Below are 20,792 nucleotides of genomic sequence, written 5' to 3'. Positions count from 1 at the left end.
CATCCGGTCAGTTCGACAACTGTCAAACTATAAACAGCCGCAAAATAAAAATAAACGCATCAGCCAACGGAGTTCTGCCATGCGCACCTTCCATAACAAAACCGCTCTGATTACCGGTGCCTCCAGTGGCATTGGCGAATCCTTTGCCCGTCAGCTGGCCGCCGCCGGCTGCCATCTGATACTGGTGGCACGGCGCGAAGACAAATTACTGGCGTTAAAACAGGAGCTGGAGCACAGCACAGGCATCCGCGTGCAGGTGATCAGCCAGGATCTGGCTCAGCCCGGCTCGGCCACAGAGCTGTTTCATAAAACTCAGGCGCTGCAGCTGCCCGTCGATCTGCTGATTAATAACGCCGGATTTGCCCAGCATGGCTATCTGCTCGACGTGCCGATGCCGGTTCACAGCCAGATGATTCAGCTGATGGTCACCACCCTGACCGAGCTGACCTGGCTGTATGCCGCCGAGATGAAGCAGCGCGGCGGCGGCCATATTCTGCTGGTGTCGTCCCTGCTGGGCTTCTTACCCGGCCCGCAGTTCGCCAGCTACGCCGGCAGCAAAGCCTATGTACTCAACTTTGCCGAATCGCTGGCGCGGGAACTGCGCCCGCATAAGATTCACATCAGCGCTCTCTGCCCCGGCGGTACGGCCACCGAGTTTATGGATGTATCCGGACAGAAGATTGAAGGACTGCGCACCCTCGCTATTATGAGCAGCGACTCGGTCGCACGCGCCGGTCTGAAAGGTGTCATAAAAGGCAAAGCCAGCGTTGTTCCCGGACTGCTGTACAAAGCCTCGGTGTTTGGCATCCGCTTTATTCCGCGACAACTGCAGGCTGTTTTCGGTGAAGCGGCAACGCGCTAAGCTTTGCTGCTCTGCTGATCCAGCCATGCCTGAACCGCCGGGCCCGTGCCTATGGGCCAGGCCTTCAGCTTATTAACCGCAATATGCTTATAGGCGGCCAGCTCGCTGGTATCCATGACGATTTCCCCTTCGGCGTGCACCTCATACACCAGCAACAGCTGGTTGGCCTGAGCGAAGGGGTAATGACCCAGAAAACGGACGGCTGTACTGCTGAGCCCCAGCTCTTCTTTAATTTCGCGCACAATACCCTGCTCCGGCGTTTCACCAGACTCCACAAAACCACTGACCAGCGCCAGCATCCCCTCCGGCCAGCCGACATTATTCACCAGCAGTACATGCTCCTGCGCCTCTGGCTGCGGCCGGTGCAAAACAATTGCCGCAACCACCGGAACCGGGTTATTCCAGTGGATAAACCCACAGCCGATGCGCATGCAGACCAGGCGCTGATCAACCTTCGCGGGTTGCAGTTCAGCCGCACAATGCGGGCAGTAACGAAATTCCGGCATTCTGTTTTCTCCTGAAACATCAATGTAACGCTGCAATGAAACGCTGCAATGAAACGCTGAAACGAAACGCTGAAACGAAACGCTGCAAAACCGGCACCGCGCACATCCCACGTTTCCCCAGTTATAACGGCTTAAACCTGACAGAAACATGAACCGTTGCAAAAAGCAGTGGCTATCTGCCGACTTCTGGCACAAATGCCCCCTGCAAGCCTACCTACCAGTAGGTAGGCTAATCACAGTCGATACCAACAAACGTCCAGAGCGATGCCGCGATGACCACAAAATCTGCCAATGCCCGCCAGACCCGTCAGCAGCTGATTGATGTTGGCGCTGACCTGCTCTGCCGCCGTGGTTATACCGGCTTCAGTTATCAGGATCTGGCGCGTGAGCTGGGCATCAGCAAACCCAGCGTGCATCACCACTTCGCACAGAAAGCCGATCTGGGCCTGGCACTATGTGACTGGACCGAACAATGGCTGCGTGACGGTTTCGCGCACTTTGATCAGCATGGGCACAACGCACCGGACAAACTGCAGCGTTATCTGCGCGCCGCCGCCAAACATACCTTTAACGAACATAAGCAATGCCCGCTCAGCGCCCTGCACAGTGATCTGGCCCAGCTGCCGGATGCCATGCGCACCCGCCTGAGTGACCTCAGCCGGCTCGAAGTGGACTGGGTTGCTGCGGTGTTCAGCCAGGGGCTGGCAGACGGCGAGCTGCAGGCTCCGGCCACCGCCAGTGCGCAGGAACTGGCGCAGTTATTTATTTTTGCCTGCAAAGGCGCGCTGTATTACGCCCGCCTGTTAGGGCGCGAACACTTTGAGCAGAGCATGTCGCTGCTGCTGCAACAATGGCTGCCGGATGCACAAGCGGCGCAATCATTCACAACCCTTTAACCATTTCTGACAACAGTAAAACAGCCAACAGGAATATTTATATGAGTAATGTCCACGGCGCCGTCAGCGCCCTGTTTGAACCCATCACCCTCGGTCCGCTGCAACTGAGCAACCGTATTGTTATGGCTCCGATGACCCGCACCTATTCGCCGGGCAATATCCCTAATGAGCTGGTTGCCGCTTACTACGCCCGCCGCGCCGAAAATGAAGTCGGACTGATCATTACCGAAGGCACCTGTGTCGGCCATAAAGCCGCTAATGGCTATCCGCGCGTTCCTTTTATTTATGGTGAAGACGCACTGGCCGGCTGGAAAAAAGTGGTCGATGCAGTACACGCCAAAGGCGGCAAAATCGCTCCACAGCTGTGGCACGTAGGCGCCATCCGTAAAGAAGGCGTGGAGCCTGATCCATCAGTGCCGGGTTACAGCCCATCCGGCATGGTGAAAGCCGGTAAAGAAAATGGCGTAGCCATGAGCAAAGAAGATATTCAGGAAGTGATTGAAGCCTTCGCTCAGGCGGCTGAAGATTCCAAACGCATTGGCTTTGATGCGGTGGAAGTACACGGCGCTCACGGTTATTTAATCGACCAGTTCTTCTGGGAAGGCTCTAACCAGCGCACCGACGAATACGGCGGTGATCTGGTTGCCCGTACCCGTTTCGCCTGCGAAATTGTTTCCGCCATCCGCGACCGTGTTGGTCCGGATTTCCCGATTATTTTCCGTTTCTCCCAGTGGAAACAGCAGGATTACAGCGCCCGTCTGTGTGAAACCCCGGAAGAACTGGAAGCCTTCCTCAAGCCACTGGTCGAAGCCGGTGTCGATATTTTCCATTGCTCAACCCGCCGTTTCTGGGAAAAAGAATTTGAAGGTTCCGACCTGAATCTGGCCGGCTGGACCAAAAAAATCACCGGTAAGCCGGTGATTACCGTCGGTTCCGTTGGTCTGAATGCCAGCTTTATTGATGAAGACAAACGCGACATGGTTGACGCTTCCGGTGTCGCCACCGCCTCCATCGATGAACTTGGCCAGCGCATGGCGGCCGGTGAATTTGAACTGGTTGCCGTTGGCCGGGCACTGCTGCAGGACCCTGAGTGGGTACTGAAAGTAAAAGCAGGCCGCTATGACGAACTGGAAGACTACGATAAGAAATCGCTAATGCAGCTGGTGTAAATACCACGCTGATAACACAGAACGGGCCTGAACAGGGCCCGTTTTTATTTCTGTCCGTTAATCCGGCTAATAAAAACGCTTTTCTATTTTCCCACCGGCGACAGAGTAGGCATTTGCGCAACCATCTGGCATGCTGCTTTTTCACATCAGAGTTTCAGTCTGCTATTGCAGAGTTATACAGGACGCTTTATGAACTGGATCTTCGCCAATCTGTTCAGCATTATTCTGACCATTATTATTATCACCCTGAGCTGGAAACTATGGCGTAAAATCGCCATTAAATTACGTGCCCGGCATATACAGGATTACGCCTTTCCCGGCACCTTAAAACGCAAGGTGGCACAGCGCTACCCCCATCTGGACGAAGCTCAGCTGGCGCTGGTAATGGACGGACTGCGCGAATATTTTCAGATCTGTAATATTGCCGGGCGTAAACCCGTTGCCATGCCCTCGCAGGTGGTCGACCTCGCCTGGCATGAATTTATTCTGTTTACCCGCAAATATCAGGAATTCTGCCGTTCGTCTTTTGGCCGCTTTCTGCACCACACACCAGCCGAAGCCATGAGTACGCCCACCACTGCAGCGAATGGAATTAAACGCGCCTGGCGTATTGCCTGCGCCCGGGAATGGCTGTCAGCCAAACAGCCGAGCAAACTGCCGTTGCTGTTTGCGCTTGATGCCCAGCTGAATATTGATGACGGATTTTTTTACCAGCTAAATTGTCAGATGGCAGCCACTGGCACAAACAAGAAAACACAAAATGACACAACGCCCTATTGTGCCAGCCATATTGGCTGCGCTTCCGGTTGCTCCGGCAGTGGCGGCTGCACCAGCAGTTGCTCATCCGCTTCCGACAGCGGTTGCAGCAGCGGCTGCGGTGGTGATTAAACAGCAGTACTTTCGAGCAAGGTTCAATACAAAAGAATCGACGTTAAGGAATACACCATGTTAACCGACACGACCGCACTGTTTCTGTCTCTGATTTTCGGCTCCATTGGTTTTGGTTATTTTATTTACGGTAAGCGTCAAAGCCACAAAATCGCACTGTGGAGCGGCGTTGCCCTGATGATTTACCCCTACTTTGTATCTAATCACTACGCCATGGTGATGACCGGAATTGGCCTGATGCTGGTACCCAGGTTTTTACGTCTGGACTAACCTCGGCACTCATACTATCCAGCAATGCTGCGCTCATAATGCAGACACAACCCAACCAGCCCCATAAACTCAACTGCGCTTCTCCCAGCCACCAGGCCGTCAATACTGCGGTGACCAGTTCCATAATAATAATCAGCGACGAGCGGCTGGCAGGTAAATGACTGACACCCCATTGCGACCCGAAGGATACCGCCAGAAGCCAGGTTGCGCCGTACAGAATGGCCAGCAAAACGGCGCTTGCCGATACCTGCAACAGCTGATCGGCATTCTGTGTATCCGCCTGCCAAAGCCAGCTCAGCAACATAAAAAATGCAGCTCCCAGCAACATACTTTCTGCTTTTAATACCAGCGCAACCTGCTGCCCTTTACGGAATAAAATATTATTCGCTGCATAGGTAAAACCGGCAATCAGCCCCAGAGTATCGCCTGTTCCCCAGGGCGTTTTCAGTAAGTTCGTCTGCCAGTCGCTACCCGGCTGAATACCCGCAACCAGCACCACGCCCAATAAAGCCAGCACAATCATCAGCGCTTTACTGACATCAACGGTTTCGTGCAGAAATAATCGTCCAAGTAAGGTGCTCCACACAGGCAACAGATAAAACAGCACCATTACCCGCACCACATTACCTTCCAGCAGCGCCAGCGAAAAACTGGCATTGGCCAGCCCACCGACCAGAAATATTCCTGCTAACAACGCTTTATTCTGCTGCCAGTGCGCCAGCACCCTGTGCCACTGACGCCACAGAATCACCGCGGTCAGAACACTGGCCACGCTGTACGCCAGTAGCAGCAGTAATGAATGACTGATTCCGGCGCTTTCAATAGCGTTCAGCGGTATCCAGGCACTGCCCCAGAGAACCGATGCCAGAAACAGCACCGCCGCAGGATTCAGATAACGACGCATAACACCCTCTTTAAAAGCACCAAAATAAAACCTCTTATAAAAAATACGACCCAAAATGCAGCATAAAAAGGTGAAAACGCTTTGCTGAGAACTCTCTCAGCCACCAAGTTATGACATTTCGGCACGCCGCATGTGCAAAAACAACGCATTGCCACACTTTGTAAGAATTGGCACACCATTCGCAAAGACTCAGCAGATGCGAAAACAATGGGGTGTTCTGCATCGCTCACGGAATTGCTACACTGATTCCGTTAATAGGTCGCTAGGGTTCCGGTTTGTGTTGTAAAACACGAATGACTGGTCCGAGAGCAACCGACCTCAGCCGCGTGCGGGGGTTACACGGAGGGATAAAAGCCCGGGAGATCACTGGAACATTCGCTCAGGCCAGCCTGTGCAATGCCCCTTGTATCCGCTCCGTTAACCCGAACAGGAGTGCGCTTATGCGCCGGCTGATTAATCAGAGAATTTCCCGCCCACTGGCTTTTTTTCTGGGCGCCCTGCCCTTCATTATCGCCATCCTGCTCTATATGGCAGCCTCAACCGAGCGCCTGAGCGAAAATCCGAACGACAAATTACTGCCTGCCTTCAGCACTATGGGCGATACCCTGTTGCGCATGGCGACTGAAGAAAATAAACGCAGCGGCGATATTCTGCTCTGGGTCGATACCCTCGCCAGCCTTGAACGTCTGGCCATGGGCGTTGGTATCAGCGCAACGATTGCTCTGTTATTTGGTTTAACACTGGGCGCCCTGCCGCTGCTGCGCGCAAATTTATCGCCCTTTACCACCGCCATCTCGATGGTGCCGCCCATGGCCCTGCTGCCGGTACTGTTTATTGTTTTCGGCCTCGGTGAAGTATCGAAAGTGGTGCTGATTGTGATTGGCATCACGCCATATTTAATCCGCGAATTACAAAGCCGTGTATCAGAACTCCCGACCGAACAGTGGATTAAGGCACAGACTCTGGGCGCCAACAGCTGGCAATTAATGCTGCGCATGGTGCTGCCGCAAATGCTGCCACGCCTGGTCGATGCACTGCGCCTGTCGATGGGAGCTGCCTGGTTATTTTTAATTGCCGCCGAAGCCATCGCCTCGACCGAAGGACTTGGTTACCGGATTTTTCTGGTACGCCGTTATATGGCAATGGACGTCATCCTGCCTTATGTGGTGTGGATCAGCCTGCTGGCGATTATTTCTGATCAGTTACTGAAACAACTGAACCGCAAATTATTCCCCTGGTATCAGCCGCAATAAATGCACTGATTTTCAGACGCAGGATAACCACAAGGTGGAATATGTATGAGTTTTATCGAATTTAAAAAAGTCAGCAAAACCTACGGTGATCAGCCGGTGCTGGACAATATCAATCTGAGCGTTAAAAAAGGCGAATTTGTGACCATGGTCGGAGCATCCGGCTGCGGCAAATCGACCTTTCTGAAAATGCTCTCCGGTCAGGAAAGCGCCAGTAAAGGCCAGTGCCTGCTGGATGGTCAGCCATTAACCGACGAGCCCAGTGTCGACCGCGGCATTGTGTTTCAGAAATACTCAGTATTTCCCCATCTGAGCGTGCTGGACAATGTCATTCTCGGGCTGGAATTTGCCCAGAGTAAATTGCTGGCCCGCCTGTTTGGTAAAGCCCGCGCTCAGGCCAGAGAAAAAGCCATGAATCTGTTGCAGCGGGTAGGACTGCACAGCGCCGCCAATAAGTATCCACATGAACTTTCCGGCGGCATGCAGCAGCGTCTGGCCATTGCTCAGGCATTAATTAAAGAGCCAAAAATCCTGCTACTTGACGAGCCCTTCGGCGCCCTTGATCCGGGTATCCGTGCCGATATGCACCAGTTAATTCTGGATTTATGGCAGCAGACCGGCACCACTATTTTTATGGTCACCCACGATATTGGTGAGGGTTTTTATCTCGGCAGCCGTTTATTGGTATTCGATAAAATCCGCCATGATCCTATGGCTCCCAATGCCTGGGGGGCGACCATTACCTACGATTTAAAACTGAACCAGGCCAATCATGGCCAGCTGGCCAAAAGCGGCGACAGCGCTCAGGAACATTCTTTATACAACGATATTCAGCACTCCGTTCATGCCACAGCCCGTGTGCAGGACGAGGCAGGTATAAGTACCGGAATAGGTGCCTGAAGGAGAAACCATGACTCAGTTAAGCAAAAAACATCAGCAATTTTATCAGGGCGAGGCCGTTTATCAGGATACGCTGGGAGGCGGCTGCCACTGGTCGATGCGGGTAAAAAAAGGCACGGTCATCACCTTTACCGACCTGCACGGCGGCGCCAATCTTGGTCTGTTAATGTTTAACCCATACGACCTGCTGGAAAAGTACAACGCACCGGATACCTTAAAATGCCAGCATACCTTTAAGCTGACTCAGGGCCACTGTCTGTATTCCGATATGGGCCGTATTTTTGCCTCTGTTGTGGCGGATGATTGCGGCTGGCACGACACCGTCTGCGGCAATATTAATAAAGCCATGGTGGCAGAAAAATGGGGCATTAAAACCTATCAGGAAGCCCGTAATGGCTGGACACAGAACGGCTATGACAGCTTTCTGGTGGAATTCGCCAAATACGGTCTGTCCCGCAAAGATATGGCCGCCAACCTCAATCTGTTCAGTCAGGTGCAGACCGATGATCTGGGCAATATGCGCTACATCGGCGATGCATCAAAGGCAGGAAATGCCATCACTCTGCGCTTTGAAATGGACACCCTGCTGATCATGCACACCTGTCCGCACCCGATAAACAATGCCGCCGAATATCCTGTGCGGCCGGTGCATTACCATCTGGGCAAAGCCGCCGCCGTTGCCGACGATGATGAGTGTAAAAATCACTGCGCAGAAAATCAGCGCGGTTTTCACAACAATTTTCTCTATAACTTCTGCGAAGCCTGAGGAGCCGAATCATGATTAAAGCAAGCACACTGCAGCCCCAGGATGCCAGTTTCCGCCAGACAGTACTCGCCGGTGACTATTTTATTCACCGTATAGAAGCCGGACAGACCCTGCGTATTCTCGATCTGGAAGGTAATCAGGCCGCCGATACGCTGTTTTATAATGCCGATGATCCCAGCGAACGCTACAGCGCGACTGATACCATCCGCGCCCAGGGTAATGTATACCTGACAGCAGGCTCGGTATTAATGACCAACGAAAACCGCCCGCTGCTGGAAATTGTTGCCGATACCTGTGGTCGACATGACACCTTAGGCGGTGCCTGCGCTACCGAATCCAATACCGTGCGCTACAGTCTGGAAAAAAAGTGCATGCACGCCTGCCGTGACAGCTGGATGCTGGCCATTAACGAGCATGAAGAATACGGCCTGGATAAAGCCGATATTACCCACAATATTAATTTCTTTATGAATGTACCGGTCACCGCTGAAGGCGGACTGACCTTTGCCGATGGCATTTCCGATGCCGGCAAATATGTCGAACTGAAAGCTCTGATGAACACCATCGTGCTGATATCCAACTGCCCGCAGCTGAACAACCCCTGCAATGCCTATAACCCGACACCGATTGAAGTGATTGTCTGGTAATCCTGCCTGCCGATCAGAAAACTCATATTTTAAGGCACCTCTGAATAATTCTGCACAGCTTCGCGTGAGTGCTGCAGAGTGCTTTTGACAAGGCGTCGATTGCAGTGAATGGCGAGTCCTTTATAAAATCGACAACACCGTCAAAACACTCTGCAGCCCACGCCCTTCGGGGCTTGCTGAAAAAATCCAGCTCGGTGTTGCCACGTTTTGGCGTAACCCGTTATGCCTTCAACGTGGCGCTTTGATCTGAACTTTTTCAGTAAGCCGAAGCGGGCACTGAATTATTCAGAGGTGCCTTAAGCCGCCGGACGACCGGCAGGCTTCAGTATTTATGCAGGACGACCTGCCTCTTGTGCAACAAGACATTAAAGAATGAGGCAAGACCATGTTTAAAAAAGTCTTAATCGCTAACCGTGGCGCCATTGCCAGCCGTATTATCCGCACCCTGAAAAAAATGAATATTCAGGCGGTTGCAGTTTACCATCAGGCCGACCAGCATTCGCTGCATGTCCAGCAGGCCGATGAGGCTTATTGTTTAGGTGATGGTACGGTCGCGGATACCTACCTGAATCAGGAAAAAATCCTGCAGATTGCCAAAGACTGCGGTGCTGAAGCCATTCACCCCGGTTATGGATTTTTAAGCGAAAATACCGGCTTCTCCCATGCCTGCGATCAGGCTGGCGTGGTCTTTCTTGGCCCCACCGCCGCACAAATGGATGCCTTTGGCTTAAAGCATTCGGCGCGTGCACTGGCGCAGGACAATAAAGTTCCGCTGCTGCCGGGCACCGAACTGCTGACCGATATTCACAGCGCCATCCGTGAAGCCGGGAGCATTGGTTATCCGGTGATGTTAAAAAGCACCGCCGGTGGTGGCGGTATTGGTATGCAGCTGTGTTACAGCGAGGCCGAACTTCAACAGGCGTTTGCCTCGGTGAAGCGTTTAAGTGCCAATAACTTTGCCAACGATGGCGTTTTTATTGAAAAATTTGTCGAAAAAGCCCGCCATATCGAAGTACAGATTTTTGGTGACGGTAAGGGCCAGGTGCTGGCATTGGGCGAACGCGACTGTTCTATCCAGCGCCGCAACCAGAAAGTGCTGGAAGAAACACCGGCACCGGGTTTAACCGCACAACAACGTGAAGCCTTGCACACCACCGCAGCGCGTCTGGGCCGCTCGGTTAATTACCGCAGTGCCGGTACGGTCGAATTTATTTACGATGCCGATTCCGGCGAGTTTTATTTCCTCGAAGTGAATACCCGCTTACAGGTTGAGCACGGCGTTACCGAAGAAGTCTACGGTATTGATCTGGTGGAATGGATGGTGCGCCTCGGTGCCGGTGAAACGCTGCCACTGACAGAGCATTTCATACCCAAAGGCCACAGCATTCAGGCACGGATTTATGCCGAAGATCCGGCACAGGATTTTCAGCCCTGCGCCGGATTATTAAGCAATGTCCGCTGGCCTCTGATAAAGGAGACTTCAGGCTGGCCATCACTGCGTATTGATACCTGGGTAGAAAGCGGCTCGGAAGTACCGGCACTGTTCGACCCTATGCTGGCCAAAGTGATTGCCACCGCCGCCAACCGCGATCAGGCGCTGGCAACTCTGGCAGAAGCGCTGGCCAACACGGAATTGTACGGACTGGAATGCAACCGCCGTTATCTGCTCGATATTCTTAAAGATAAGCGCGTACAAGCCGGTGACGTCTACACCCAGTTATTAAAAACCCTGCAACACCAGCCCACCAGCGTGCAGGTATTAACCGCCGGAACACAAACCACCCTTCAGGATTTACCCGCGCGCATTGGCTATTGGGATATTGGCGTGCCACCGTCAGGTCCGTTCGATGGCTATTCTTTTGCTCTCGGTAACCGTTTACTCGGCAATGCAGAACAGGCGGCGGGTCTGGAAATTACCTTAAAAGGCCCGGTGCTTAAATTTAACGCACCGACAAGAATATTACTGGCCGGTGCCACCACCAGCGCCAGTCTGACCCGCGCGGGCCTACCCCCTGACAGCCTGAGCCACAACAGTACAACCAGTAATATTGAATTCTGGCAGGTCATTGATATTAATGCCGGCGATATTCTCGACTGCGGCAGCGTTGGCAGTGCTGGAGCACGTGCTTATTGTTTAATTGCCGGTGGTTTTAACTGTCCGGATTACTTGGGTTCAAAATCCACCTTTACGCTTGGCCAGTTTGGCGGCCATAACGGCCGCGCATTACTACCGGGCGATGTGCTGCATTTTTCCGCAGATAATAAAGCGGAGCCTGCAACTCTTAATGATCCGGCTTTGCTGCCCACGATTGCCAATGAGTGGGAATTACGGGTTATTTACGGCCCACACGGCGCACCTGAATTTTTCACCGACAGCGATATTGAACGCTTCTTTGCCCACACCTGGGAAGTGCACTACAACTCCAGCCGTACCGGTGTGCGCCTGATTGGCCCCAAACCGGAATGGGCACGGGCCGACGGTGGTGAAGCCGGCTTGCATCCATCCAATATCCACGACAATGCCTACGCCATTGGTACCGTCGATTTTACCGGTGATATGCCGGTGATTTTAGGGCCGGACGGCCCGAGTCTGGGCGGCTTTGTCTGCCCGGCCACGGTGATAACCGCGGATTTATGGAAACTCGGCCAGTTAAAAGCCGGTGATAAAATCCGCTTTTTACCGGTGAGCCAGCAAACCGCGGTGGCCTTAAACCGCGCACAGCAAAACGGCCTGACAACACTGAGGGCAGAGGATTGTGCGGTTGAACGCTGCTTACCGGACAGCCCGATTGTGCACAGCATCGCTTATACCGGTCAGGCAGACTCACACCCGACCGGTGTCGTTTATCGCCCCAGTGGAGACCAGTATTTACTGGTGGAATACGGCCCACTGCAGCTGGATATCCGCTTGCGCTTCCGTGTCCACGCCTTAATGCAGTATTTAAACACACAGAATATTACCGGCCTGTGGGAACTGACTCCGGGCATCCGCTCGCTGCAGCTGCACTACGATTCCAGCCGTTTAAGCCAGCAGGAATTACTGCAGATATTAATTGCCGCCGAAGATCAGCTCGGTGATTTGCAGGATGCCGAAGTGCCGTCACGCATTGTTCACCTGCCATTGTCGTGGAACGACGAAGCCTGCCAGCTGGCGGTGAATAAATACATGCAATCGGTACGGGCCGATGCGCCCTGGTGCCCGGATAATATTGAGTTTATCCGCCGTATTAATGGCCTGAATTCCATCGACGAAGTAAAGGACATTGTCTTTAACGCCAGTTATCTGGTGATGGGCTTAGGCGATGTGTATTTAGGTGCTCCGGTGGCAACGCCCATGGACCCGCGCCACCGTCTGGTCACCACCAAATATAATCCGGCGCGTACCTGGACAGCAGAAAACTCCGTCGGTATCGGTGGCGCTTATATGTGCATTTACGGCATGGAAGGCCCGGGCGGTTATCAGTTTGTTGGCCGTACCCTGCAGATGTGGAACCGCTATAAAACCACCCGCGAATTTACCCAGCCCTGGCTGCTGCGCTTTTTCGATCAGGTGCGTTTTTACGAGGTCAGCCACGACGAACTGATGACGATCCGCCAGCAGTTTCCCCACGGCCAGTACCCCATCAAAATTGAAGAAACCCGCTTTAATCTCGCGGAATACGAACGCTTTTTACAGGAACAGGGCACAGGCATTTCAGCCTTCCAGCAGGAACGGCAAAAAGCCTTTCAGGCAGAACTTGAGGAATGGAAAGCCTCAGGAAAATTCCATTACGACAGCGAACCAGCGGTGCTGGAAGAAAGCGATGAGCGTCCGCTGGCAGAGGGTGAATTCAGCATCGACAGCCATGTATCCGGCAACGTCTGGCAATGTCTGGTGAAGCCCGGCGATCAGGTCAGCGCCGGTCAGCCCCTGGTGGTGCTGGAATCCATGAAAATGGAAATTGAAGTCAGCAGCCATCAGAGCGGTACCGTGGTGGAAGTGCTGCGCACAACCGGCCAGAGCGTCAGTCCGGGCAAAGCGCTGGTCATTCTGCAAACAGCCGGTAACGGGGAGTAATTACTCCCCACTCCTCTGCGGCAGATACTGGTAATGCCCTGATCATTCTGCAAACAGCCGGTAACGGGGAGTAATTACTCCCCACCCCTCTGCGGTAGGTACTGGTAATGCCCGGTAATCCGGTAACGGAACAGCATATCCTCCAGCACCGGACCGGCACCGATGTTATGCACGATTAACGGCGTCTTGGAGCCCGGCGCATAACGGTCGCTGACCACACCAATATGCGGCAGGTTGCCCGGCAGCATCCAGGTGACAAGATCCCCCGGCTGATAATCGGCCGGGTTATCACTGACGGCTAATGTCCGGCCATTACGCTGAAAAAACGCCTGTAAATTCGGCACCCGGCGATGGTCAATATTGGTATCGGTACGGGTCATGCCCCAGATGCGGCGCGACGGGTAAGCGGCAAAATCGGCCACCATATCTTCGTGCACACGTTGCTGTAAATCGATCCCCAGAGCGCGGTAGCTGCGGATTACCACATCGGTGCACACACCAATGTCTGGCGCCACATCACCATTGGGATAGGCAATTTTCTGGTAAGCGCCGTCATAGCGCACCTGCTGAGTTGTACGCTGCAATGCGGCCGCCACCAGCTCCTGTCGGAAAGCCGCGGCGTTGCCCTCCCCGGCATTCACCTGCACCGCGGCCAGCATGAAGGCCAGCAGCGTGATACCGGGCAGCCATATTAATTTCTGCATCCTGTTCATAATCTGAGATTCCTTTCGTTAATGATCAGTGGATATCCGAGCATCATAAGGCATAACTAAATCATTACAGTTCCATAATCAGCCAGCGCAATGATCTGTAATACCGGTATTGATGCATGCCAGACCTCAGTTTCAACCAGCAATCTGTGCATATTGATCATTGCTCTGTTATTCCGGGTTTGCCATCATGCCCGCCATACTGAACCGATGAGACCATCCCTATGTATCAGGACATTACCTACAGTCTGGAAAACGGCATTGCCGTGATTACTCTGAACCGCCCAAAAGTGCTGAATGCCATCCGCGTACAGACTTACAAAGATGTTATCGCCGCCCTGCACGACAGCGATGCCAACGATGAGGTTAAAGTCATCGTAATGACCGGTGCCGAAGGCCGTTTTACCGCCGGTAACGATCTGGCCGACCTGCTGCCTGGCGGTGATTTGCCTGCGGTACAGGACGGCGTTGCCCGTATCTTTGATGCCTTCGCCGGTCTGCAAAAGCCCCTGATTATGGCGCAGGAAGGTGTGGCCATCGGTATTGGCGCTAACATGCTGCTGCATGCCGATATCGCTTACGCCGGTAACAGTATCCGTTACAGCCTGCCATTCGCCAAAATCGGTGTTACTTCTGAAGGTGCCTGCTCGGTACTGCTGGCCGAAGCCATTGGTCCTAAGCGTGCAGCAGAACTGCTGTACACTGGCCGTTTCTTTACCGCCGCCGAAGCCGAAAAATGGGGCCTGTTAACCGCCGCCGTTGAAGACGGCAAAGCGCTGGAAACAGCGATGGCTACCGCCAACGAATTACTGAAAAATTCTCAGGATTCTATCCGTGCCATTAAAAAACTGGGTCGTGCTGAAGGCCACCGTGAGCGTGTGAATAAAGCCGTTAAACTGGAGATGGAATTATTCTCCGGCCTGCTGGGCACACCAGAAACTCAGGCGCGTATTAATCACGTGCTGAAAGGCGGTAAATAAGCTCAGTACTGTTAAAACACCGCCGAATAAATAATTCAGCGGTGCTTTAACACTGAACCTGTTTAAGACGTTCAATAAAAAACCGCCGGTTGTTAACAACCGGCGGTTTTTTATTTTTAAGCTCCGGTTTGAGCACAGCACAGGATCTGAATAAAACGCCGCGCTGACCGCGATCAGGATATCGATTTTCCTGGCATCAGAATCCAGATCAGTACCATAATCGGCAGGTTTTTAACCACCGGCGCAAACGGATGCCACCAGAACTCAGGGGCAATAACCGACAGCAGTACGCTATAAACCGCAATCGTGATCAGCTGTATCTGAAAACACAGACGTTGCGCCCAGGGCAGTAACAGCCAGAGTCCTAAAAGCGCATCCACAATACTGCCACCATAGAGCAGCCAGGGAGCCAGAGCATCGGCTACGCCACCCTGCTGTAAGATCACCAGACCGATATCCTGCGCCGTCGCGACCGACACCAGCGCCGTAATAAGCCAAAGCAGGCTCAGCGTACAGCGACCGAATCTTTGCTGCAATGCCGTCATATCACCGCCAGAGGCTTGGCCACCATCAACCAGAAAAGCACCAGCATGGCAGCGAATGCCGGTATTCCCAATGCAATCCAGAGTCGCATCAGACGCTTAAAGCGTACGCTTAAAAAGCCATTTTCCATACAGGCTTCGCGGTGCAACTGATACTGAATCCAGACCACCGGCAGCCAGCAGCAACCAATCAATATAAACAGCGCAGCGACCGTCAGAAACCATGGCGAGGTAAAACTGACATTCAGCAGAGACATCAACCACACACCGGTGATCAGCTGCACTAAAACCGCCGGAGCGGTAAACAGCCAATCCGCCAGAATAACGATCCGGCTGACATGACGGATTGTTTCCTGACTGCGGCTGAGAACCGCCATTAACATAAAAAAAGCAATGCCACTGCCGGTGCCCATTAATACGACCGCCGAGAGAATGTGCAGCGTTTTCAGCAAAAAATAATCAGTCACCCTGCTCCTCCCTGATCACCAGCCCTAAGCTCTGTGCATAAGGGTAAAATTCCGCCAGCGAAAATTCACCGCTGCAGGCTCTGGCACCGGGATGTACCTGCCCTGCCAGCAATTGTCTGGCGATGATAATGGTCGATAATGTGGGGATAAAAGGGCCAATACCATCATAAGCCTCCAGACGCCAACGCAGCCTGCTGGCTGCACCCTGCGTATTTAATCCGGCGATATCAATCTGCATCGCACCATCAGCGCTGCCCAGTTTACTAAACCAATGGCTCATCCGATAAATAAGCGCCGTAACAGGTGCCCAGTTTTTAATCAGGCGCAGACGCGCCAGTGATGCCATTGCCAGCATCGAAAAATGCAGAAAAGTCAGCTCAAGACTGGCCTGAAAACGTACCCGCTCAGTAACCGCAAACTGCGCCGGGAACAGTTCCAGATCGGGCACATCCACATTCGCCAGCCAACGCCATCCTAACCCTGGGCCTAAATATTTACGCCGGGAATTCATCCAGCCATACACCGTACATATGCGCCCCTGTTCAAACACAGAGAAAGGACGGCCGGTGTACGACAAAATGCCACGCAGCGTTGCCTCACCGCGTTCAGCCTGATTACCCGGTGCGATAGCAATATCAATGCTGTCGATCTGGCGGAAGCGTGATTGATAATGTTCAATAACCGCCGACGACAACCCCGGTACCGAGCTGGCACCACTGATGATCTGCACTCCGGCGTCTTCAGCCTGTTTATTCAGTGAGGTTATATCGCAGACAAAACGCCGGTCATCGGCAAGATCCAGATAATGCGCACCAACCGCAATACAGGCTTCGGCAACACGATAATTCTGCCCCTGAAAAGGACCACCGGTATGAATCACCAGAAACGGCGTTAAATCCTGCAGCTGTGCGCAGAAATCGGCCGCGTTGATATCCAGTACAACGGCCTGTAATTCTGCTTTGGCTGACGGCTGCAACTGAGCAACCAGGGCACGGGCTTTATCAGAATGACGTCCACAGCACAGTAAGCGGATACCGCTGTCCTGCGCCAGAGTCTCACAAATGCGCTTACCGAAGTTTCCATAACCGCCCAATACAACGACTGTTTTCATCCTGATGACTGGCTCTTGGTTTCTGATAGCAGACGCAGTATAACGGAGTGCCGGAGCAGGTAACCATGCTGTACTACACACTCTCCGCTGTTTTTCCCGTTGTGCGCCGTGGCAGATCTGCAGATCCCCAGCCATCTCTGCTAATCACTCTTTCTGGCATTGATTGAACCCGGCAACCTCAGTACCCTCAGTGATAAGGCAGGGATAGCGGAATCTGCACTGCGGATTCGCAAAGCGATCCAGTCTGCAGATATCCCTCTCGGTGCACTTTGCTCCTGCAACATGAGCGCAGTTGTCGGTATCAGCAAGGCTAAGCCTGAACGACAGCGCGTGTTACAGGCGAAACGCTACGCTTTAACCTGAATCTCAGCAGGGTACGGAACAAGGAATGGAACAATGAATGGAACAATGAATGGAACAATGAACACAAAAAAAGCCAGACAGTTGAATATTATCATTTCCGTTTTATTCGCCCTGACGATGTTACTGACGTCTTATTTCGTTGCCGATAAAGACTTAACTCAGAATATTGTTCTTATCCTGATTACTCTTTGGTTTATTCCGTTCCTTTACCTCAGTAAAAGCCACCCGGAAAAATAAACGGCCGCACGCCAGCAATGGATGGCATCAGAAACTGATTTAAACATTCAGAATTTTTCCTGCCGGGCGTAAAAATAACACGGCGCCCACGGAGCATTATGAGAAAAATACGCACGATACTGACGCTAATGATCATCGCATTTATGTTTGCACCACTCTCTCAATGCACAAAAATGATCATTCTGACACCCACAGCCGGAGATGACGGTATCAACGGACTGAGTCGCGAAAGGGTGACAGAAACCTATGTGGTCTACGATAAAATCATGTCGCAGATTCCGACCGATCTCATTGAAGTATTCCTGTTAATCACTACCTTTTTTGCACCGCTGTTCCTTAACCTGCTCAACCCGGTGTCTTACCGGATGAAACTGTTGAACAACATCGCGCAATTAGCGGCAGGTGGATGGTTACTTTATTTCAGTGTTGTCGTTGTTTTTTTATTCGGCGATGCCCTGCTCTTTGGTTATCTGTTCTGTACAGTCGTCGCCAGCCTGAATCTTGTGAACCTTTATGCCCTGTTCAGTCTCATTAAAAACCGCACAACACAGCAGCTCAATGCGGATATTCCGCCTACCTGAACAAAGGCGCGTTGACCTGAACAAAGGCGCGTTGATCTGAACAAAGGCGCGTTGATCTGAACGTTGCAGTAAGCCGGAGCGGACACTGAATTATTCAGAGATGCCCAGGATAACCCGTTTAACAACTGGCGGTTAAACTGCCGCTGAGCCGAGCAAAAATGCCGGTTAAATAACCGGCGTTTTTATTTGTTACCGCAATAAACCCGCTGTTTTTCGCCCGGCTTACTCCAAACGATCGCGCTGTTTCAGTCGCTGCCGGTACTGTCCGGGGGTAAGGCCCACCACCTGTTTAAAGTCGTGAATAAAATGTGCCTGATCGAAATAACCGGCGTGATAGGCCGTGCCGGTCAGATCCGTTTGCGGAATTTTCAGTAATTCCCGTGCATGCTGAACACGCCGGATACGGGCCAGCTGTTTTGGTGTCAGCCCGACCCATTGCCGGAATAATCGCTCAACCTGACGCTCTCCCAGGGCCATACGCCGGGCCAGTTCGGCGGTCGAAAACTGTCCGCTGTCTGGCAATGAAGGCAGCACCGCCAGCAACGGATTTTTTGCCTGTAGCTGCACATCCAGCTGCCGCAGCAGCCAGAGTTCAATCTGTTGCACCCGCTCAGCCGCCGTCCCCGCTTCCCACACCTGCTGCCAGCTTGCTTCCAAAGGCAGATCCGTTACCGGTAACAGACAACCATGCAACTCGGCCAACGGCAGCTGAAAAAATGCATGTGCCGCACCAGGATAAAAGCGCACGCCAATAGCATCGACCTGACCGCTCAGTGTCAGGGTACCGGTACGTTGCGCAGGACCAATTAACAGACAGGGGCTGAGATAAGGCTGGCCATTAAAAATCAGCGGATCAGCAAAATTAAACACCACACCGGAACCCCCTTCCGGATGCAGAAATTCATCGGCCAGTGCCGACTGCCCCACATGACAGCGGATATGCCAATAACACTGAACCAGCGGCTGTAATGCCGTTGTTGGCCGGAAAAACCGGAATCCCAGATGCGTAAGATGCTGTGTCATTGCCAACCCCGTGCAGCGCTGCTGCCGCTGCATTGCAGGCGGCGGTTCTTGCCAGTCTAACAAACCTCCCAAGCGCCTCACAGCACCGTAAAGCCTTGCGCATGTCGTATTTTTACAATTACCGCTGTGAGCTGGCCGTTACTCTGCACAGGTATTTCAACCTCATCACAATTAGGGCCTGTTGACACTAAGTGAATCGGGCCTGCTGAGAGCCAGTTTTTCTCAGAACAAGGAGAGAGGAGTGATATTAGCGGGCTAAATGAATGACGAGCGACGAAGTTAGTGGGGAAAACTGGCCTCAGCCCGAAGGGTTATGGCTAAAAATCCCTCATCCTTCGTTGCTGTTCGCTCGCTTAACCCGTTAGGCCACACTCTCAGCGCCTTGTCTGAGGAATTTTTATCCGATAACAGGCCTGTTTAATTAGTGTCAACAGGCCCTAACCAAATGCAATAAGGAGAGCCTTATGACTCAGCGTCTTAACTACTACCAGGCGGCCCCCGCCGCCATGAATCCCTTAATGGCCGGTGAGCAATATCTGAAAGAATGCGGACTGGAAAAATCGCTGCTGGAACTGGTGAAACTGCGGGTTTCGCAGCTGAACGGCTGTGCCTATTGTCTGGATATGCACAGTAAAGATGCCCGCGCAGAAGGCGAAAGTGAACAGCGCCTGTATACGCTCAGCGCCTGGCGTGAAGCACCCTTTTTCAGCCTGCGTGAACAGGCGGCACTGGCCTGGGCAGAAGCCCTGACGCTGGTATCGCAACAGCATCCGGCAGAGCAACTGCTGGATGATGTACGGAAATCCTTAAGCGATGCAGAGCTTACCAGCCTGACGCTGGCCATCTGCAATATCAACAGCTGGAACCGCTTTGCCGTGGGATTTGGTGCTGATGTGGGCTCTTACCAGCCGGGTGACTTCGGCTGAGGTTCTGAGGCCTGCAATTTCCCACTTTCAGCAGGCTGAGAGCCTGCACATTCTGACCAGCCGCATCAGGTTGTCGCCTTCCCACTGGCGACAGCCGCTTTTAGGCTTTAACCTGAATGTCTGCCGGGTAATGAATACAGGCATTTATCCGCAATCGTCACTCCTTTAAGAGGTCATATTCGATGCCTGCTCTGTCATCCGTTCCGGAACATTCTTTTCTTGCCAGCTGTAAAGATTCCGGAGCCTTTACCGATTGTTACACCATCACAGTGCCTGGAAATTTGGGTTTAGCTGAATTTATAGAAGCCTTTTATACAACACGGCTGTTTAAAACCGAACGCTGGCTGCTGGCTAAAATATTGGCTTGCCCATCCAGTGACAATCAGGTGCGTGATCTGGCTTATAGTGCTGCCAACGATTTTTCTGCATGGCGTGTTGAACAGAGATCTGATCGCGAAATTTTGCTGGCCTTTGGCCAGACGCGCTCATGGCTTTATGTTGAACCCCTTTCTGAGACATTAAAGAACGGAGAGACACCTGCAACCCGCTTATACTTTGGCTCTGCGGTATTCCCGGCACGCACCAGTGGAAAATTCAGTTTTCTCTTTCATGCTCTGGGTGGTTTTCATCATATATATTCCAGATGCTTACTGGCTGCAGCAGCAAAACGAATGCAGGTAATCGGACATTAATCCTGCTGATTATTTACGAACATGTTTTTTTCGTCAGTACAGAGC

The 20,792-nt window shown here is 52.6% G+C and carries 22 protein-coding genes and 1 riboswitch; of the genes, 15 read left to right on the top strand and 7 right to left on the bottom strand.

Annotated elements, in window-relative coordinates; genetic code table 11:
* The first annotated feature begins 79 nt into the window (after positions 1–79).
* Entirely contained in the window at positions 80–862 is a 783-nt protein-coding gene (locus NYR02_RS05005) for an SDR family NAD(P)-dependent oxidoreductase (RefSeq protein WP_260975297.1), read from the top strand.
* On the opposite strand, the gene NYR02_RS05000 is transcribed toward NYR02_RS05005, so the two are convergent.
* Complete coding sequence (locus NYR02_RS05000; protein ID WP_270049507.1) at positions 859–1,368, bottom strand: NUDIX domain-containing protein; 510 nt, start codon at positions 1,366–1,368, stop codon at positions 859–861. The two genes, NYR02_RS05005 and NYR02_RS05000, sit on opposite strands and share 4 nt — an antisense overlap.
* A gap of 272 nt (positions 1,369–1,640) precedes the next feature.
* Between NYR02_RS05000 and NYR02_RS04995 the strand changes: the two genes are divergently transcribed.
* From NYR02_RS04995 to NYR02_RS04980, 4 genes are all read left to right on the top strand, one after another.
* Positions 1,641–2,264 carry a TetR/AcrR family transcriptional regulator gene (locus tag NYR02_RS04995; protein ID WP_260975296.1) on the top strand — a complete coding sequence of 208 codons (624 nt, stop codon included), beginning with the start codon at positions 1,641–1,643 and terminating at the stop codon, positions 2,262–2,264.
* Between the two features lie 41 nt (positions 2,265–2,305).
* Positions 2,306–3,433 carry an NADH:flavin oxidoreductase gene (locus NYR02_RS04990; RefSeq protein WP_260975295.1) on the top strand — a complete coding sequence of 376 codons (1,128 nt, stop codon included), beginning with the start codon at positions 2,306–2,308 and terminating at the stop codon, positions 3,431–3,433.
* 189 nt (positions 3,434–3,622) lie between these two features.
* Positions 3,623–4,321: a glycine-rich domain-containing protein gene (locus NYR02_RS04985; protein ID WP_260975294.1), complete on the top strand. Its 699-nt coding sequence runs from the start codon at positions 3,623–3,625 to the stop codon at positions 4,319–4,321.
* A gap of 57 nt (positions 4,322–4,378) precedes the next feature.
* Positions 4,379–4,591, top strand: coding sequence for a hypothetical protein (locus NYR02_RS04980; RefSeq protein WP_260975293.1), 213 nt, complete (start codon positions 4,379–4,381; stop codon positions 4,589–4,591).
* Here the strand turns inward: NYR02_RS04980 and NYR02_RS04975 are convergent.
* Positions 4,521–5,495, bottom strand: a complete 975-nt coding sequence (locus NYR02_RS04975; protein ID WP_260975292.1) for a DMT family transporter — start codon at positions 5,493–5,495, stop codon at positions 4,521–4,523. The genes NYR02_RS04980 and NYR02_RS04975 overlap by 71 nt on opposite strands.
* A gap of 251 nt (positions 5,496–5,746) precedes the next feature.
* Positions 5,747–5,859, top strand: a riboswitch (guanidine-I (ykkC/yxkD leader).
* A 76-nt stretch (positions 5,860–5,935) separates the two neighbouring features.
* Here NYR02_RS04975 and NYR02_RS04970 point away from each other — a divergent pair.
* The 5 genes from NYR02_RS04970 (at position 5,936) to uca (ending at position 13,115) form a co-directional block, all read left to right on the top strand.
* Positions 5,936–6,748, top strand: a complete 813-nt coding sequence (locus tag NYR02_RS04970) for an ABC transporter permease (protein ID WP_225690936.1) — start codon at positions 5,936–5,938, stop codon at positions 6,746–6,748.
* Positions 6,749–6,793: 45 nt separating this feature from the next.
* Positions 6,794–7,645 (top strand): ABC transporter ATP-binding protein, encoded by an 852-nt coding sequence (locus tag NYR02_RS04965; protein ID WP_260975291.1) that lies wholly within the window; start codon positions 6,794–6,796, stop codon positions 7,643–7,645.
* A 10-nt stretch (positions 7,646–7,655) separates the two neighbouring features.
* A complete protein-coding gene (locus NYR02_RS04960; protein WP_260975290.1) occupies positions 7,656–8,411 on the top strand; it encodes an urea amidolyase associated protein UAAP1 in 756 nt (251 codons plus the stop codon).
* An 11-nt stretch (positions 8,412–8,422) separates the two neighbouring features.
* The gene (locus tag NYR02_RS04955) at positions 8,423–9,058 is read left to right on the top strand and encodes an urea amidolyase associated protein UAAP2 (RefSeq protein WP_230330415.1); all 636 of its coding nucleotides are present in this window, start codon (positions 8,423–8,425) and stop codon (positions 9,056–9,058) included.
* Positions 9,059–9,443: 385 nt separating this feature from the next.
* Positions 9,444–13,115 (top strand): urea carboxylase, encoded by a 3,672-nt coding sequence (uca, locus tag NYR02_RS04950; RefSeq protein ID WP_260975289.1) that lies wholly within the window; start codon positions 9,444–9,446, stop codon positions 13,113–13,115.
* 74 nt (positions 13,116–13,189) lie between these two features.
* On the opposite strand, the gene NYR02_RS04945 is transcribed toward uca, so the two are convergent.
* Positions 13,190–13,828, bottom strand: coding sequence for a DUF1287 domain-containing protein (locus NYR02_RS04945; RefSeq protein ID WP_260975288.1), 639 nt, complete (start codon positions 13,826–13,828; stop codon positions 13,190–13,192).
* Positions 13,829–14,049: 221 nt separating this feature from the next.
* Here NYR02_RS04945 and NYR02_RS04940 point away from each other — a divergent pair, with 221 nt between their 5' ends.
* Complete coding sequence (locus NYR02_RS04940) at positions 14,050–14,805, top strand: enoyl-CoA hydratase/isomerase family protein (RefSeq protein WP_260975287.1); 756 nt, start codon at positions 14,050–14,052, stop codon at positions 14,803–14,805.
* Between the two features lie 173 nt (positions 14,806–14,978).
* Here NYR02_RS04940 and NYR02_RS04935 read toward each other — a convergent pair whose 3' ends face one another.
* Genes NYR02_RS04935 through NYR02_RS04925 form a run of 3 tightly spaced genes read right to left on the bottom strand, consistent with a single transcriptional unit; the run spans position 14,979 to position 16,925 of the window.
* Positions 14,979–15,350: a DoxX-like family protein gene (locus NYR02_RS04935; RefSeq protein WP_260975286.1), complete on the bottom strand. Its 372-nt coding sequence runs from the start codon at positions 15,348–15,350 to the stop codon at positions 14,979–14,981.
* The gene (locus tag NYR02_RS04930; protein ID WP_260975285.1) at positions 15,347–15,814 is read right to left on the bottom strand and encodes a DUF2269 domain-containing protein; all 468 of its coding nucleotides are present in this window, start codon (positions 15,812–15,814) and stop codon (positions 15,347–15,349) included. The genes NYR02_RS04935 and NYR02_RS04930 overlap by 4 nt, the downstream gene beginning before the upstream one ends.
* The gene (locus NYR02_RS04925) at positions 15,807–16,925 is read right to left on the bottom strand and encodes a saccharopine dehydrogenase family protein (protein ID WP_260975284.1); all 1,119 of its coding nucleotides are present in this window, start codon (positions 16,923–16,925) and stop codon (positions 15,807–15,809) included. The genes NYR02_RS04930 and NYR02_RS04925 overlap by 8 nt, the downstream gene beginning before the upstream one ends.
* A gap of 420 nt (positions 16,926–17,345) precedes the next feature.
* Between NYR02_RS04925 and NYR02_RS04920 the strand changes: the two genes are divergently transcribed.
* Both NYR02_RS04920 and NYR02_RS04915 read left to right on the top strand, forming a co-directional pair.
* Entirely contained in the window at positions 17,346–17,525 is a 180-nt protein-coding gene (locus NYR02_RS04920) for a hypothetical protein (protein WP_260975283.1), read from the top strand.
* Between the two features lie 98 nt (positions 17,526–17,623).
* Positions 17,624–18,106: a hypothetical protein gene (locus tag NYR02_RS04915; protein ID WP_260975282.1), complete on the top strand. Its 483-nt coding sequence runs from the start codon at positions 17,624–17,626 to the stop codon at positions 18,104–18,106.
* Positions 18,107–18,328: 222 nt separating this feature from the next.
* Here NYR02_RS04915 and NYR02_RS04910 read toward each other — a convergent pair whose 3' ends face one another.
* Positions 18,329–19,129 carry a helix-turn-helix domain-containing protein gene (locus tag NYR02_RS04910; RefSeq protein ID WP_260975281.1) on the bottom strand — a complete coding sequence of 267 codons (801 nt, stop codon included), beginning with the start codon at positions 19,127–19,129 and terminating at the stop codon, positions 18,329–18,331.
* Between the two features lie 464 nt (positions 19,130–19,593).
* On the opposite strand from NYR02_RS04910, the gene NYR02_RS04905 reads away from it, so the two are divergent.
* Both NYR02_RS04905 and NYR02_RS04900 read left to right on the top strand, forming a co-directional pair.
* Positions 19,594–20,055, top strand: a complete 462-nt coding sequence (locus NYR02_RS04905; protein WP_260975280.1) for a carboxymuconolactone decarboxylase family protein — start codon at positions 19,594–19,596, stop codon at positions 20,053–20,055.
* Between the two features lie 182 nt (positions 20,056–20,237).
* Entirely contained in the window at positions 20,238–20,747 is a 510-nt protein-coding gene (locus NYR02_RS04900) for a hypothetical protein (RefSeq protein ID WP_260975279.1), read from the top strand.
* The last annotated feature ends 45 nt before the right edge of the window (positions 20,748–20,792 follow it).

The sequence above is a fragment of the Thalassolituus pacificus genome, from assembly GCF_025318105.1.
GTDB lineage: Bacteria > Pseudomonadota > Gammaproteobacteria > Pseudomonadales > Oceanobacteraceae > Venatoribacter > Venatoribacter pacificus.
Note: the sequence above shows the minus strand (reverse complement) of the source record. Positions and strands in the feature narration are given on the sequence as shown.

Coding starts and splice junctions, on each gene's coding strand:
- NYR02_RS05005 (WP_260975297.1), top strand. CDS start 80: ATGCGCACCTTCCATAACAAAACCGCTCTGATTACCGGTGCCTCCAGT.
- NYR02_RS05000 (WP_270049507.1), bottom strand. CDS start 1,368: ATGCCGGAATTTCGTTACTGCCCGCATTGTGCGGCTGAACTGCAACCC.
- NYR02_RS04995 (WP_260975296.1), top strand. CDS start 1,641: ATGACCACAAAATCTGCCAATGCCCGCCAGACCCGTCAGCAGCTGATT.
- NYR02_RS04990 (WP_260975295.1), top strand. CDS start 2,306: ATGAGTAATGTCCACGGCGCCGTCAGCGCCCTGTTTGAACCCATCACC.
- NYR02_RS04985 (WP_260975294.1), top strand. CDS start 3,623: ATGAACTGGATCTTCGCCAATCTGTTCAGCATTATTCTGACCATTATT.
- NYR02_RS04980 (WP_260975293.1), top strand. CDS start 4,379: ATGTTAACCGACACGACCGCACTGTTTCTGTCTCTGATTTTCGGCTCC.
- NYR02_RS04975 (WP_260975292.1), bottom strand. CDS start 5,495: ATGCGTCGTTATCTGAATCCTGCGGCGGTGCTGTTTCTGGCATCGGTT.
- NYR02_RS04970 (WP_225690936.1), top strand. CDS start 5,936: ATGCGCCGGCTGATTAATCAGAGAATTTCCCGCCCACTGGCTTTTTTT.
- NYR02_RS04965 (WP_260975291.1), top strand. CDS start 6,794: ATGAGTTTTATCGAATTTAAAAAAGTCAGCAAAACCTACGGTGATCAG.
- NYR02_RS04960 (WP_260975290.1), top strand. CDS start 7,656: ATGACTCAGTTAAGCAAAAAACATCAGCAATTTTATCAGGGCGAGGCC.
- NYR02_RS04955 (WP_230330415.1), top strand. CDS start 8,423: ATGATTAAAGCAAGCACACTGCAGCCCCAGGATGCCAGTTTCCGCCAG.
- uca (WP_260975289.1), top strand. CDS start 9,444: ATGTTTAAAAAAGTCTTAATCGCTAACCGTGGCGCCATTGCCAGCCGT.
- NYR02_RS04945 (WP_260975288.1), bottom strand. CDS start 13,828: ATGAACAGGATGCAGAAATTAATATGGCTGCCCGGTATCACGCTGCTG.
- NYR02_RS04940 (WP_260975287.1), top strand. CDS start 14,050: ATGTATCAGGACATTACCTACAGTCTGGAAAACGGCATTGCCGTGATT.
- NYR02_RS04935 (WP_260975286.1), bottom strand. CDS start 15,350: ATGACGGCATTGCAGCAAAGATTCGGTCGCTGTACGCTGAGCCTGCTT.
- NYR02_RS04925 (WP_260975284.1), bottom strand. CDS start 16,925: ATGAAAACAGTCGTTGTATTGGGCGGTTATGGAAACTTCGGTAAGCGC.
- NYR02_RS04920 (WP_260975283.1), top strand. CDS start 17,346: ATGAACACAAAAAAAGCCAGACAGTTGAATATTATCATTTCCGTTTTA.
- NYR02_RS04915 (WP_260975282.1), top strand. CDS start 17,624: ATGAGAAAAATACGCACGATACTGACGCTAATGATCATCGCATTTATG.
- NYR02_RS04910 (WP_260975281.1), bottom strand. CDS start 19,129: ATGACACAGCATCTTACGCATCTGGGATTCCGGTTTTTCCGGCCAACA.
- NYR02_RS04905 (WP_260975280.1), top strand. CDS start 19,594: ATGACTCAGCGTCTTAACTACTACCAGGCGGCCCCCGCCGCCATGAAT.
- NYR02_RS04900 (WP_260975279.1), top strand. CDS start 20,238: ATGCCTGCTCTGTCATCCGTTCCGGAACATTCTTTTCTTGCCAGCTGT.